Genomic DNA, 14,624 nt, shown 5'->3' on the forward strand with positions numbered 1-14,624 from the left:
GACGAGCTAGTCGCGCTCGAAAACCAGCCCATAATGGTAGGACGGAAGTTCGACGAGTGCACAACGCTCGAATTCAGCCGATTTAACGAGTTCAGTCGTTGCTTGGGGGGATAGCCGTAGCTCAGTCGGTGGCCCTCTTCGTGTACTCCTGCTTCTTCGCTTCATATTCTTCTCGGGATAGCCGTAGCTCAGTCGGTGGCCGTCGTGGCTCACCAGCTACTGGCGTTTCCTCACGAGAAGCCGGATACCAGTTGACGATGATGAATCTCCCATTCGAAGCGAGTGCGCGCTTGACGTCGTTGGCGAACGCTTCCTGATCTGCAATCCCATGGAAGGTGTTTGCGAGTAGAACTATATCGACTATGTGGGGGAGTAGGCCAACCACGTCACGAGCATCACCATGAATGAGTTGGATGTTCTCGAGTCCTTGCTCCGTCGCTCGTGAACGTAACTCTGCAAGCAGCGTTGCATCGATGTCAATAGCAAACACGGGAGTCTTGTCGACGAGACTGGCAGCAAGGAGAGTGAAATATCCGTTACCAGAACACACGTCAGCAACTGACTGGTTTTCAGTAATTCCGAGTTGCTGTAGGACGTTCGCGGGGGTAGGCCAGAGATCGGACCACCAGTCCCAACTGGGTTGTCCCGTGTTCTGAAACTCAGCCATCAAATTGTAGTGGCGGATTAGTTCGCTGCGCAGTTGTTCGGCCCAAGTTCGAGATCTTCTGCGTCGTCGTCGAGCGGTTCGTCGCCCCAGTTGATATGCTTGATCTGCTGGTAGTTGTTGGGGGTGTCCGAAAGGGCGTCGACGATAGTCTCAACAAACTCCTTTTCGTCGTTGTCTTCGACCATCCCGAACAGTTCGTTGTTTGCTGTGAGACTGTACAGCGTCGTCGCGAGTGGGCGGACCTCTTCGTCACTGAAGTGCCCGGGCAGGACGACCGTATCGTCGGGCATCTCACCAAGTCGCTGCAGACTGTCGAAGAGGTCTGATGCAGCCTCGCGGATCGCGTCCTCGTTGCTGTCCTCGAGGTCGGGCCGTCCGACGCTCTGGAGGAATAGCGTGTCTCCGGAAAGCACAGCGCCACCGAAGTCGAAGGAAACACTTCCCGGTGTGTGACCGGGCGTGTGGATGACTTCGAGGTCACGTGCTCCCACAGACAGCGTTTCGTCGTCTTCGATGGGCGTGTACTCGTCAAGCGAGCCAGCGTCGTCCTCGTGGAGATAGTACGGGACATCGAATTTGTCGGCGATCTCGCGACCGCCACTAATGTGGTCGGCATGTGCGTGAGAATCGATGGCACCGACGATGTCGACGCCGAGGTCGTCCGCGATGTCGCGGTATCGAGTCACGTACTGGCTTGGATCCACAACGAGTGCCTCGTCACCGTCGTAGACGAGATACGACACGCAGCCGGTCCCAGGGCGAACGATCTGAAGGACACTGCGTTCGCCATCAACTTCGTACGTTTGGTGTACGCGGCCCCAGCCCCGCATTCCATCGCTCATGGACCGAGCCTCATAGCCTCGCTTTTGCAGGAATTCGGCAGCACGGGCGGAGGTAATTCCACCGACGCAGATCACTGCGATCTCCTTGTCCTTCGGGATCTCGTCAAGTGCCGATTCGAGCCCCGAGAACTCCTCGTCGAGGAGTTCATCGTAAATCGGGAGGTTGTAACTCCCACTGACGGCCCATTCCTCGTAGTCGTCCTCGTTGCGGACGTCGAGGATGAACAGCTCGTCGTCGTCGCGTCGTTCCGCGACCTCCTCTGGACTAATCTCGGTCGATGCGAAGTCTGTCTTGCTCATTCTATACAAGATTAGTAATTCTCGATGCATAAGAGTATATTTGGCGAGCGCCAAGAAATCAACCGATAGTATATTATTGCCGGTCGGTTCCCATAGAGCCACGATATTGTGCCAAGCGAAGTTAGCGCTTGCTAATTCGTCACTGCTTGATAAACTGTTTCTCCAGTTATAGGTGTCCTAAATGCATACTCTATGAGAAGATCACACCGACGTTCATCATACGAAAAGAACACCTAGTCGATTTGCAACGAAGGGGATATACTCTGGTTATGTGCGTTCAAATTCAACTAACAAGTGTATACTGACGGGACCCAGCCACTCAGGACGGTTAGCCATATACATCTGTTCCAATAATATTACACATTGCCATATATCTGTTATTGAGTGAAACCACGGTTCATTTAATTCTCTGAAAATAATATGTACTAAATCGTTCACAGCCATTACAACGAACGAGATAGCACAGAAACGCACGCAGGCCGAATAGTGCTCTTTTATGACAACTCCACTCACCGGAGTTACTAATGAGGAGCACGAAAATCCTGTAGATCACCAGTATATCGTTTCCATCGACGATATGACTGGCGTCGGTGACGGAGGAGTGGAGCGGCTGACCAGCCGCACCATCGGGCGCGCGCCTGTGACAGAATTAGTCTGCGTTAGATTCCTACTACGGAATGCGCACAGATTGATCTTGATGTCTCGGGGATAGTCTACTTCCGCTTACTCCGTTATTAGGAAGTAACCAACACACCACCACTTCCAGTGTAAACCGCCGATACAAAGCCCCTATCACCCGTAAACAACCTTTCCTATCCCTATGAATCATATGCCGCTACATCAAACAGCGCCAGACCAGGTTAGTATAGCATACTAACGAACTTCCGTTGATTGTCGATCATCTCGATTCGAAGTGGCTGTATTTTTCTTTTCTGCTGTCACATGTCTGACGCGCTTTGATGCAGGTCGTGCGTGTTCTCTGCGACATGGATCAGATCACACTCCGCCTCGATGAGGATGTCCTTGCATCTGTTGAAGAAGAGGCAGAGGAGTCAGATACAACACGGACAGAATTTCTCCGTAATGTGGTTGAATCACGGCACGAAGGCAAAAGGATCCGAGACAGCTACGAGGAGCAGCTAGAAAGCCTTCAAATCGAACACGGACAGAAGCTGAGTGAACTAGAAGCCGAACACGAGCAGGAGGTGAATCGATTGGAGGAGAAGGTCCATGAACTTCAAGCAGAACACGAGCAGGAGATGAGCGAATTAGAGACAGAACACGAGCAAGAGGTCTCGGAACTCCGCGACTGTATCGACACGCTTCGTGAAGATCGTGAGGAGAAGATTCGGTTAGAGGCTCGGGTTGACCAGTTGGAGCGTGATCTTGAGCGGGTGCGTGAGGAGCGAGACAGTGCAAAAGCGCGATACAATGAGGCTCAAGGGAAGCTGAAAGTTCGCAACTCCTCAGACGGACAAGACGATTCACGTGGCCTTCTTGCTCGTCTCTTCGGACGATAACCGTCCACTGTTTCCAATCAAACGACAAAAAGAACATTATACCGAAACAGGATACGCCAGTCACACGTCGGAAACCAGAACCAGTGTTTAATACGTCTCAGCGAAACCTATCCCACAACAGTCACAGCTCACTAGCCGCTGACGGTGGCGTTTCTTCGACGTACTCCGCTGCTACTGACGCCAACCGCTTCGCGAGTGCCCTATCACCCTCGACCCTGCCCCTGACGTTACTCGATACTCATCGCTCAACTTCTCAACTACGAGACCACCTCGTTCAGTCGTTACCGTCGCCCCGTTCGACTCCAATCGCTCACCAAGCTCGAACAATTCTTTTGGCGGTTCAGGAACCCAAGCGTCGTCGCTCTCGTTGTCTACGACAGACTCCTCGGGCGAGTCGGTCGTCTCGGTCGTCGTCTCATCCGCAGCGTCCGCACGGTCGCGCTCGTCGATCTCATTCCACTGACTGTCGCCAGTCGATGCCGCGTTGATGGGCGCTAACCGGTCCTCTGGAAACCCGTAATGATGAACCTCATTCTCACGAACGCCCTTGAAGAGGTCTGCTGGTTCTGCCTCGTACATTTCGACCAGCACCCATTCAGTGCACTCTTGAACGCGATAATCACAAGCTGGCTGTCAGCTGGATACTTGGGATTCACCTCGACGGCCGTCGTCGTCCCGTTGTTGGTCGAAATTTCCCGATCTGCAATCGTCTTCTCCAGTGGTCTTACCACGACAACCCCTACGTTTGGTTCGTCATCGTCGGTGTTGATCACGCGACCCCCAACCGACAGGCGCGTCATGCTTGTGTCACTAATATCAGCTTCTTCGAAGCGGCAAACAAAAAATCCATACTCCCTGACTGACCCAACGCGGACGCTTACTCACGATTTCCGGTGAGAAAATCACATAGCGTGAGACAGGCGTATCGAATCGGAGAGTCACGACTGTTGACCCGACCAACTCGACTCAGTGGGCTTTCGCTTAATCTGCTGATGCTACCCCCGTAAGTTCATCAAAGCGTGCCGACTTCGGAGATGATGCGAGACAGGCGAGCATTCACTGATCAGAATTAGTATTCTCTTCCACCATCGTCGGTAGATATCGGTAAAGCATTCTGGCGATTTCTTCGACCCCCACACACCAGTTGTCGAGTGTCTAAGTGAGGAATGGAGCAGAACAGCAAGTGGGACACACCAATTGTCGAATGTCCTTGTATCGGTTTTTGTCACCCTCACACACCAGTTGTCGAGTGTCTTGAGTCGCACTACGGAGGCAAGCTAAAGCAAAAAGCCACGGTATATTTAAAGAGACGATTCTAGGCGCTGATATTGTAGTTAGTATATTCAGTACTTTGCTGTTATATGGCCTAGAGAACCAGAATTCACTATTCACTGCTTACCGGATAATACTACTACTACCCATAACCTTATTATATTATTATAGAGTGGGTTGCTATTCTTGTGCGACCCTCTTCGACCCAAGACACTCGACAACTGGTGTGTGAGTGTATGGAGAGAACTCACGACTCTAACGACACATACGACAAGACCTAAGTCAATCGACACGCGTGATTAATACAAGATGCCAACAAGTGACGACCCGTTTGCCGACGTCACTAACCTCTTCACCAACCGTGACGCTCTCACGATCGATTATCAACCGGACAACGTTGTCGAAAGAGACGACGAAATTAGCAAACTTGCGAATGCTCTCAACGCTGTTCGTAACGGTTGGTCGCCAGACAATATTTTCATCTATGGCAAAACTGGAGTCGGCAAAACTGTCGTCACTCGCCATGTCTTGAGTAAACTCCAGCAACACGTCGATATTTCCACCGTCCGTGTCACTTGCAGTTCTCAATCTTCATATCAGACCGCTATTAAGACCGTAAACAACCTCCGTCAAGGTACTGATCGCCCTCCGCTCCCGATGACCGGACATGCCACACAAGCCATTTTTGATGCGCTCTATGGCGAGTTAAACGATCGTGGCGACCCAGCGATCATCGTTTTAGATGAAGTAGACTCGCTTGGCAGTGATGACAAACTCCTCTATGAACTCCCGCGAGCAAAGGATAACGACCATCTTGACGACGATGTTACCCTTGGTGTCATCGGTATCTCGAATGATTTTACCTATCGTCGAAACCTCTCACCGAAAGTCAAAGATTCGCTCGCGGAGAAAGAGATCCACTTCCAGCCCTATTCGGCAAGTGAACTTCAAGCTATTCTCCAGAGCCGTGCCGATGTCGGAGTCACCGACGATGTCCTCGAAGATGGTGTAATCCCGCTCTGTGCTGCCTACTCGTCGCAAGAACACGGTAGTGCTCGCCAAGCAATCGAACTTCTCCGGGAAGCCGTTGATCTTGCCAGTCAACAGGGACACATGACCGTTGGTGAAGAAGAAGTTCGAGATGCTCGTGGATTGGTTGAGAAGAATCAAATCCGAGATGCTATCGGGAGTCTCACCGACCATGGGCTCTTTGCATTGATTGCGTTGAGTTACGAAACAGAAGACAGCACAGGAGTTCGTGGCAAAACAATCTATGGCCAATATCGACGACTTTCCGAAATGAATGGCCGTGATCCTCTTTCATATGATCGCCTTCGTGATCAGCTTGATGAGCTTTCACTGGGTGGATTTGCCGAAAAGACAGTACAGAACAAAGGTGAAGCAGGAGGACGGTATAACGAATATCAGTGTCAATATCCATATGACGTAGTGATTGATGCTGTGAGTGACCATCGTGATTGGGCTGTTTTCGACATCTGAGTACTCTCTACGGCCGAATTTTGTTTTGCAGAAGACACTCTACAAATGGTGTGTCTTCCGTCCTTGTGTAGACATTTCGTGTTCACTACGATGGAGTCTTGGTGTGATTTTGTCCCTTACTCGTTTAAAACCGAAATCAAGTGTCTGTCCCGTTCCGAGGATTACCTGTTTCATGGAAGTAGTATGGAGCAACCATGAGTTCTAAAGGGACGTCGCGACTCACCTCATTTGCGCAAGACGCACTCGATACGCTCGCGAGCGCTGCTCCCAACGACGGGAACTTATCTACGGGGACGCCTATGAAGTCCTGGCACAAGAAGACGATCTCCAGCAGCCTGCTGCCGCGGATATTATCGAACGGCTGCATATGCACGGCCATCTCTATGAGGTCGAGGACGGCTTTCGTCTCACCGATAACTGACCACAGAATATCTCTTGACGATCAAAGAAACGACGAATGGTGATGATGTGACGATGCCATGCCAACCAAGATTACACTGTCGTAATTAACGCCCGAAAGAGAACCGTAATCACGCTAGACCTGCTCTCCCAATATTTTCCACCTCGCAAGCGCGGTGAGAAAAGTGAGAGTAATTACACCCCACAGTAACCAACCGTTCGTTCCGCATCAAAGGGGGGCGCAAATTGCGCCCCCCTTGTCATCTGTGGAGGAATACTCCGGAACCGCTTCGGGGCCAGATTACGCCCCGCGTTCGAGGGATAATTACGACAGTGTAATTATCGCGATTCCTCACCTCCCTGTTCGAGCGCAGCCCGTGACTGTTCGGCAGCGAACTCACGGAACTCCTCTGCGTTAGCGACCAACCGGGCAACCTGTCCGCCCCGCTCACCGGGTTCGAAGCGAACGAGGTTGTCTTCATCGTCCCACTCGCCTGACCCACTCACGCCACCGTCTCGCCGCGTGTGGCGCGCCAGCATTTTCATCGACCGCTGCACCGTGTTTGTGTTCGGATCGTGAATCCCGGCGCGGTGTTCCAACCGACGACGGCACGCCGACGAATCAAGTTCCAGCTTCCCGCCTTTTGTTTTCTGCGCTGATTCGATGAACTCGCGCCAAAGGAACGTCATCCGATGCTTGTTCCCCGATAGAGGCGAGTCGGCGTCTTCCCGTTCAGCGACCAGTCGTGCGGCTGTCTTCCGTTGGATTTCGATGTCGTGGGTCACGTCTGAGTTGATGAGGTCGCTCACATCCACTCGGTCGTGTTCCAAATCGGAGATTCGAGAATTGAACGACTTGATTTTCCCCGTTCCATCGTGGCTATCACGGTCTTCCCAGAGTGTCTTGTTGATACCTTGCTGACCCTTTCGGAGTGAGTTGAGTTCCTTGTGGAGGTTCCGAACGTGACCAATTGCAGCGTCGGCCACGGCTTCGGCGTGATCGGCACGATCTCGTGCATCGGCTAGTTCTTGCTCCAGTATCTCCACGCATTGCTGGAGCGATTCTATTTGTTCGTCTTTCTGATCTAATCGCTCCTCGAACGATGAGAGTCGTTCCTCAACTTCTTGGTGTGTTCTCTCCGTCTCGCACTGCTGGCTGTTTGCATTTCGATGCTGTTGGGTCGTTCCGTGTGTTGCTGAATTACTCATTAGACGTGTCGGGTGACACGCTGATCCATCTCAGAACCACTCAGACTAGCACACTCGGAGTTACGACTACGAACGTAACCCGAAATATTTTGCCGACTGAGCAAGAAACGACAGTTGTGGAAGCGTCGGAGGGAGCGGGTGGTAGGACACCCATTGACCTCCGACGAGACTGATATTTCTTGGCGCTGAAGTTCACCTAGTTTAGCTGTACATCTCTCAACCAGTGGCACAAACCCATGACCTATACAGTCATTTCTCAATCGAAAATCAATTGAAGCGAGTCGCTGCGAGCATCGGCTTCCGTCTCTCGTATTGACGAACGGTGTTGAATCCATCACTCTCATCGTTATTCCTCCAATGGAGGAAGCCCAAGATCCTCGGGTGACAGCTCTTCCAGCTGATTAGCAACGGAGTTCACTCCTTGTAATTCGGGATCATAGATTCCGTGGTGAATCAACCATATACGAGCGGTGGTATCTGACACGCCGAAGTGGGCAGCAGTACCGGCGATTGTTCCAACTTCGTCATAGACCGTCTGCAACTGCTCTGGATCACGGTACGGATACAGTTCGAGTTCGTCGATTGACGCCAGCGAGGACTGTTTCTGTGAAGTGCTTGTTGACTGTATGGAGGAATTCGTGGACGAACTCGAGGGGTTCTCAGGTGCACTATTTGCCCACTGGTTTAGTTGGCATTGCGCGTCGGACAGCGGGGAAGCTTTACAAGAACTGGTCTCTATGCTTCGCTTACTCTGGGACATACTCATTGGCCTGTTGCTTGGTCATGATACGCCAGAGGTGGCTGGTGCGCCCGCGAACGAGTGATTGGACCCACAGACGTTCGCTGTTCTGCGCACCGCCGACATTGATCCGAGAGCGATGTGACCATCATGTGCCGTCTGCATGACATCACACGATGATGTATCCAGGCTCTCGGATTACGAAACGATCTCCAGCGTGGCTATCGCTTCTCACGGGGGTGTATTATTTGCACCGCTGTTACCAATGTTAATCTGTGTGAAATTAAGGAAAAGACGCTGATATATTGGGAATATATAGATACAGTAGAAAAGTACCGTAATAGAGGCTATAACCGGTGTTACGGAAGGATTGGTTCGATTTCAGAAGGTCGTTTTGCCTCTGCACGATACGATTTATAGAGATCAGTTGCCCAATCGACAACTTGTTCGTTTGTACTGACGATCATTGCAATGTGTTGCCCTTTGCCGGATTTATTGTATGCGCCAATCGCTACCTTTCGAGAATCATAAATCCCGATGCCAAGCGTATGAGACCGATCAAGAACAAGTGGATCATAGTTTGGATCATCTGATTCATCAACCACATATCGAGAGTCCGTTGATTCAACGGCCTTCATGAAGGTTGGCCGGTCAAGGATGGCTTCAAATTCTGGCCCGATATTTAGCTTATGCATAGTTGAGTAGGTTTTGAATAAGACAGAGTTGTAAATAGAGCAGAGACCACGAAACCGATCAATATTCCGGTCATAGAGGGAGAGTGCGGTTGCAAGCACCGATGATGGACTACTCGGGTTTGAGACAACTAAATCAGCATCAGTGAGTGCTTGGATTGGAACAGTAGCATCTTCCGGTGGCAGCCGCTGAAACCATGGGGCCTTTTCGATGAGTTGCGTGAGCGATGCTGCCAACTCATCATACTCAGCCAGTACTTGCTCTCCGGTGGCTGTGATTTGATACTCACCACTGGTCTTTTCGACCCAGCCGTTCTCAGCGAAATGCTGTAAAACACGTCTGAGTGTCGAATCTGAGGGTGGATCATCAAGTTCTGTGCGAAGTTCGGTTACATGGACTTGCTTGCTCGAAACCGCTGCCAAAACTGGTACTGGATGGTCTGACCGAGTGCAATATGCCAATTCCTGCCGCGGAATTGTGGTAAGGCACGTGTCGATGATATCAAGAAACAGAATACCACCACCAGTCATCTCGATTCCCTCGTTATGCCGATTCACAAATCCACGATCGCTAAGAGCTGCAAGATGATTTGAGATCGACTGCCGAACAATATCTGTTTCGTCATGAATGTCCTGGACGATCGGCTCCGAAAGCGTCTGGACGCTACGAAGTACAATATGACGAGTTGTATCGACAGTCTCATTAATGACTTCCCGAATGACAAGCTCTTCTCCGGAGAGTGGATTTGTCGCTCGGTAGTCCATAGTAGTCATAGTAGCATCTCCGGCAGTAGTTTTCATCTATATCATTTATAGAATTGTGATTTAATCCATGTAAGATGTGAATTGTAAATACAGAATCATGATCGCGGTAGAACCTCACTGGATTTATTTGTAGGCTCGCAGGATACGATACTATGAAATCAGATCTTCGCCAACCGCCAACTCCCGATGGCCACCCATTTATTGGCCACACCATCGACTTCGCCCAGAGTCCATTCGATTTTGTTGATCGAGCGATCGAAGAGTGTGGCGACGTCTACCGAATGAAACTCCCGAGTACGCAGGTCTTCGTTTTGGCTCATCCGGACTACTTTACACAGGCTCTCGTGACCGAGATCGATGCCTTCGGGAAGAGCGACGATTTTCAGACTGCATTTGGGAACGGGGTGATTGCGACGGAAGGTGACCAGTGGCGTCGGCAGCGAGGCGTGCTTCAACCGTTCTTTACCAGAAAGCAGGTCGGAAAATACAGTGATCAGATGGTCAAGGCGACACAGCAACGCGTCGATACATGGTTGGATCGAGAAATTCTCGACATGGAAACCGAAATGAAGAATCTTACATTAGAAGTGCTGTTCGCTACCTTATTTGGACGAGAACTCCAACCGGGCGAAGGCGACGACCTTCGAACCGCAGCCGATGGCCTTCACGGATGGTTCGCTCCGACATCGTGGTTATTACCGAACTGGGTACCAACTCTGTCACGACACAGTTTCAAAAACTCAAAGGAACGACTTCGTACCGAAATTCAGCAACTACTGACAGAACAGCGCACGTCTGATGCGAACGGGGGATCTCACTCAGAAACGCTCCTCTCGAAACTCCACAACGCACGCAATGGGACTGGTCAAAACCAGTTGAGTCAGCAAGAAGTTGAGGGGATGATGATTACGATGATTTTCGCGGGGTATGAAACGACTGCCTCGGCACTCGCGTTTGCGTGGTACGCACTTGCGACACATCCCGATCTCCAAGAGGCGTTTCACGACGAAGTTGATACTGTTCTGGATGGTGATTCGCCTACTCAAGCAGATATTGATGAGTTGGAACTCACGCGTCGAATTCTCAAAGAAACAATGCGGCTCTATCCGCCGATACACACTATTCCTCGTAAAACAACTCGAACGGTTGATGTAAACGGCTATCAGCTGCCCGCTAATGAAGAAGTACATCTGGGTATTCTCGCTGTCCATCGTGACGAACGGTTCTACGATGATCCGCTTTCGTTCCAGCCGGATCGATGGGAATCAGATTTAGAAGATGAGCTTCCAGAGCATGCCTACATGCCGTTTGGTGGGGGCCGCCGGGCGTGTGTTGGCCGTGAATTTGCCTTGCTCGAAGCGACACTCGTGCTCGCGACAATCGGACAAGACTGGGAATTTGAGTGGAAGGGAAAAGATGAGCTAGCGGTTGAACCCGGACTCACACTCCAGACTCAAGGTGGTTTGCCGATGTGGCTGAAACGACGATAATCGGTGGTAGTTGGTTTTCAGTCGGTCTCCGATGCGGTATGTCTCTCTTGAAATTCTCAGAGCGTGGTGAGAGTAGCATGCTGAATACAGAGCGCATATGCAGCAATCAGATTGAGAAAATATTTACCATCAGTTGTGTGCTAAAGAATGGCGTTACTTCTCCGTGGGTCAGTCGCTGCCTTCGTCGAAAGGTAGCTCGTCGCCACCGAGTTCAGGGGGGTAGAATTGATGACCAACCTGGTCTTCGACTATATGGGCGAAGTTGCACATGTCGACACGAATATCGTCTGGCATATCGAGGACTTCCAGTCCGTTGTCGATATATGCGCCAAGATAGTCGATTTCATCTGGACTCGCGAGCTTCTGTACTCCGGAAAGCTGGATACGTTTCGTGACATAGTCGATGAACCGGTCAGAGGATTCCAGGCATTCGGTGATGACTTCGAGGTCATAGACGCTGGTAACGTAAGGCAGGTTGTCCTCGATGTCAGCGATGGTGGGATACTCGGTTGTGGCAATCCAATCGTACTGCTCGCGTAGTACAATGACAGGAAGATAGCGTTCAATCGTATCAGCATCAATCGTGATGGTATCGTTGTCAGTGCTAAGTTTGGTGACCTCGCCAGCTTGGATATTGTCGATGAGGCGGGATGCTTGGTCGTGTCCATCACCGATTCCGTCGATAACGTCATCTTTTACCGCTGGATAATCGCCACGACGTGTCTGGAGAGTGAGCTTCTTTGCTTTGCATTCGATGACAATGCAGGTGTCCTCGTGGAGAATAACAAGATCAGTCTCGTAGCTGTCCCCTGCAACCGAGTATTCCGGATTGATGAGGATCTCTATGTCTGGGAAAATAGTGAGCAAGCATTCATGCGTCCACTCTTCCACGTAGTCTCCCCATTGTGATCCAAATTTGCCACCGTGTTCATCTTGACTACCGTAGCCAGTAAGACCAATGAGGTCGTAGTAGTATGTCTCGGCAACTGCCCGAAGTAAGGCATTGAAATGCGGAATGATATACTCGCCGTCGTGTTCGATGATTGGTCTTCCGTGCAGTGGGTTATGTTCGTAGGGGTACGTAAAGTCGTCTTGTGGGACTGAGCCGAGTGAAACGGCCATTCGATCGAGAAAACTTTTGAATTCCTGTTCATTGTCATCGATGCGCTCAATGAGGGTTTCTTTCTCGAGCCAGAGATCCTGTTTTGCTTCCTGATAGCGTTCCTGTGCTTGATTTATTTCGTGCTGAGCTTCCCCATAGTCATCTGAATCAAGGTATGCCTCCATTCCTTCTTCGTCATCATCGTATTGATCAAGGTGCCGGATGAACCCGCCATGAGCAACCCGGGTTATCCTGCTAAATTCTCCAAAACGGTCAAGCATCCGTTGATACTGCTCTTGATACAACTGAGAGAGATCCCTGACAAACTGGGTCGCATCTTGGATTGTGAATCCTAGCTCATTCTGTAAGATATTGTTATGAGGCGTATACGCTCGCTCGGCTGCTTCGAGATACTGGGAAGGATATACGAACCGACTGGCAGCCAGTTCACGCCCCAATACCTGACTTTCGATAAAGTACTGATGCCGTTCCTCCTCAGGCAGAGACTGGATATCGACTTCGTCACCAACCACGTGTAATATCAGTGACCGGGTGAGCCTGTCCGTAGTTTCGTGAACCTCATCGTAAGGGAGATCTCCTTCTTTATTGGGTTCAAGCGTACAGAGTAACCCCAACAGATACTCGATCATTTTCGGTGGGATACCCACCCCGTCCTTATGCGTTTCCGGATCAACAGACACGGTAGACGACATCACGTAATTCTCCCCCAGCGATCCAATCAATTGCCGTGTATTCACAGTACCGAGCAAATCTCGGAGGTCTTCGATTACTTCCTCTGGCAGTGGGGTTGCATCCCGCATATCTTCAGTTTGCCCCTGGAGAGCGTTTATAAGCGGTGTGAGGTCAGTGTAGAACGCGTCCTCAGTCTCATGTTTGGGAAGTTGATCGAACATTTCATCAATCTCATCGTCCTCTTCCGCCTCTTCTTCGGCCTCGGCAAGGAGACTCCGGGCTAAGTCCCCTTCTTCAATAAAACAGGAATGACAGATTGCGATATCCCCCGTAGTATGACTTTTTGTCGGCTTGCCACAGAATTTGCAACGCATCATGATCAGATAAATAGAAATTCACAAACATGATCGCTTCAATCTACCGACTCAACACTACAGATTGTATTTGCATACCTTCTGTTCAGCACAATCTCCTCAAATTGCCACTGGATAGAAGTTTAAACAGAGCTGGCGGTATTTCACAGAAGGAGTGTCAGACGGCCACCGATGAAGGCTACTGCCGAGAAGTACATTCCAAATTTCAATAACGACTGGCCACCCGTTGGGTCGTCGAAGCTCCGATATCCGGAGTAAAGCATCACGAACACTGCTGGTGCAACCAGTACAAGATACGCCATCCCAAACGTTCCAATGAAATACGGCACCGGACTTGCAACCATCGCGATCAGCAGCACCGCCATCGCGATCAATAGTGCGGGACGTTGCCCAATGGAAATCGGGAGTGTATTAAGCCCTTCTTCTCGGTCTCCAGCAAGATCTTCAACGTCCTTAATCACTTCACGTGCGAACGTCGACAGCGCTGCTAAGAGAAAGAGTACACCCACGGCGGGACTCAGCTGCCCAACAGCAGCGGCACCAAAGAGAAACGTACTCCCACCAAGATACGACACAAGTAGGTTCCCGACACCCGGCAGCCCTTTGAAGAACTCCGTATAAGTGACGAGCGCAACGAGATTCACTATCGCAATTCCCATCGCTAGCGGTGGAAGTGTGAGAGCGAATCCAGCAGCGACGGCAAACATGACGAGACTGAAGCCAAGTACTGTTCTTGGGGCTACTGCGCCACGTGGGATTGGTCGCTCAGGGTTGTTGATCCGATCAATATCTCGGTCAAAGTAGTCGTTGATGGCCATTCCTGCCCCTGTCGCGAGAATCGTTGTGAGGGTGGCGGCACTGGTTGCGCCGAGGTGTGAAAGTATTCCACTGCCTTCCGCAACGAACGCGCCCGTGAACGTCAGCACGCCGGAGGCAATCGCATTCCCTGGCCGAGTAAGTTCGATGAGTCCACCGACCCGCTCTGCATGCGACACGCTGGGGGCTTTCTTTGCCGTCACTATAAACAGCACGAAACGCATGCTGTCACACTCAAACTGAC

Annotated in this window: 10 protein-coding genes; 3 read left to right on the forward strand and 7 right to left on the reverse strand. The window is 50.9% G+C overall.

Features of this window, described 5'->3' with window-relative positions; genetic code table 11:
* Positions 1-121 precede the first annotated feature (121 nt).
* Together B208_RS0122260 and B208_RS0122265 are read right to left on the reverse strand one after the other, a co-directional pair.
* Positions 122-667, reverse strand: coding sequence for a class I SAM-dependent methyltransferase (locus B208_RS0122260; protein ID WP_007979320.1), 546 nt, complete (start codon positions 665-667; stop codon positions 122-124).
* A gap of 17 nt (positions 668-684) precedes the next feature.
* Positions 685-1,809 carry an MBL fold metallo-hydrolase gene (locus B208_RS0122265; RefSeq protein WP_007979318.1) on the reverse strand — a complete coding sequence of 375 codons (1,125 nt, stop codon included), beginning with the start codon at positions 1,807-1,809 and terminating at the stop codon, positions 685-687.
* A 986-nt stretch (positions 1,810-2,795) separates the two neighbouring features.
* Here B208_RS0122265 and B208_RS0122270 point away from each other — a divergent pair.
* Positions 2,796-3,329, forward strand: coding sequence for a ribbon-helix-helix protein, CopG family (locus B208_RS0122270; protein ID WP_018129182.1), 534 nt, complete (start codon positions 2,796-2,798; stop codon positions 3,327-3,329).
* A gap of 171 nt (positions 3,330-3,500) precedes the next feature.
* Here the strand turns inward: B208_RS0122270 and B208_RS0122275 are convergent, their stop codons facing one another.
* Positions 3,501-3,908 carry a hypothetical protein gene (locus B208_RS0122275; protein ID WP_007979313.1) on the reverse strand — a complete coding sequence of 136 codons (408 nt, stop codon included), beginning with the start codon at positions 3,906-3,908 and terminating at the stop codon, positions 3,501-3,503.
* Between the two features lie 1,002 nt (positions 3,909-4,910).
* Here B208_RS0122275 and B208_RS23655 point away from each other — a divergent pair.
* A complete protein-coding gene (locus tag B208_RS23655; RefSeq protein ID WP_007979312.1) occupies positions 4,911-6,101 on the forward strand; it encodes an orc1/cdc6 family replication initiation protein in 1,191 nt (396 codons plus the stop codon).
* A 738-nt stretch (positions 6,102-6,839) separates the two neighbouring features.
* On the opposite strand, the gene B208_RS0122300 is transcribed toward B208_RS23655, so the two are convergent.
* Both B208_RS0122300 and B208_RS24855 read right to left on the reverse strand, forming a co-directional pair.
* A complete protein-coding gene (locus B208_RS0122300) occupies positions 6,840-7,709 on the reverse strand; it encodes a hypothetical protein (RefSeq protein WP_232423938.1) in 870 nt (289 codons plus the stop codon).
* A gap of 1,098 nt (positions 7,710-8,807) precedes the next feature.
* On the reverse strand, positions 8,808-9,941 hold the full coding sequence (locus B208_RS24855) for a transcriptional regulator FilR1 domain-containing protein (RefSeq protein WP_232423939.1): 1,134 nt from the start codon (positions 9,939-9,941) through the stop codon (positions 8,808-8,810).
* Between the two features lie 116 nt (positions 9,942-10,057).
* On the opposite strand from B208_RS24855, the gene B208_RS0122320 reads away from it, so the two are divergent.
* Positions 10,058-11,395 (forward strand): cytochrome P450, encoded by a 1,338-nt coding sequence (locus B208_RS0122320; RefSeq protein WP_007979306.1) that lies wholly within the window; start codon positions 10,058-10,060, stop codon positions 11,393-11,395.
* Between the two features lie 168 nt (positions 11,396-11,563).
* Here the strand turns inward: B208_RS0122320 and B208_RS0122325 are convergent, their stop codons facing one another.
* Positions 11,564-13,567, reverse strand: a complete 2,004-nt coding sequence (locus B208_RS0122325) for a hypothetical protein (protein ID WP_007979304.1) — start codon at positions 13,565-13,567, stop codon at positions 11,564-11,566.
* A gap of 140 nt (positions 13,568-13,707) precedes the next feature.
* Positions 13,708-14,559 (reverse strand): geranylgeranylglycerol-phosphate geranylgeranyltransferase, encoded by an 852-nt coding sequence (locus B208_RS0122330; protein WP_026178040.1) that lies wholly within the window; start codon positions 14,557-14,559, stop codon positions 13,708-13,710.
* Between the last annotated feature and the right edge of the window lie 65 nt (positions 14,560-14,624).

It is taken from the genome of Haladaptatus paucihalophilus DX253, from assembly GCF_000376445.1.
GTDB classification, from domain to species: Archaea; Halobacteriota; Halobacteria; order Halobacteriales; family Haladaptataceae; genus Haladaptatus; species Haladaptatus paucihalophilus.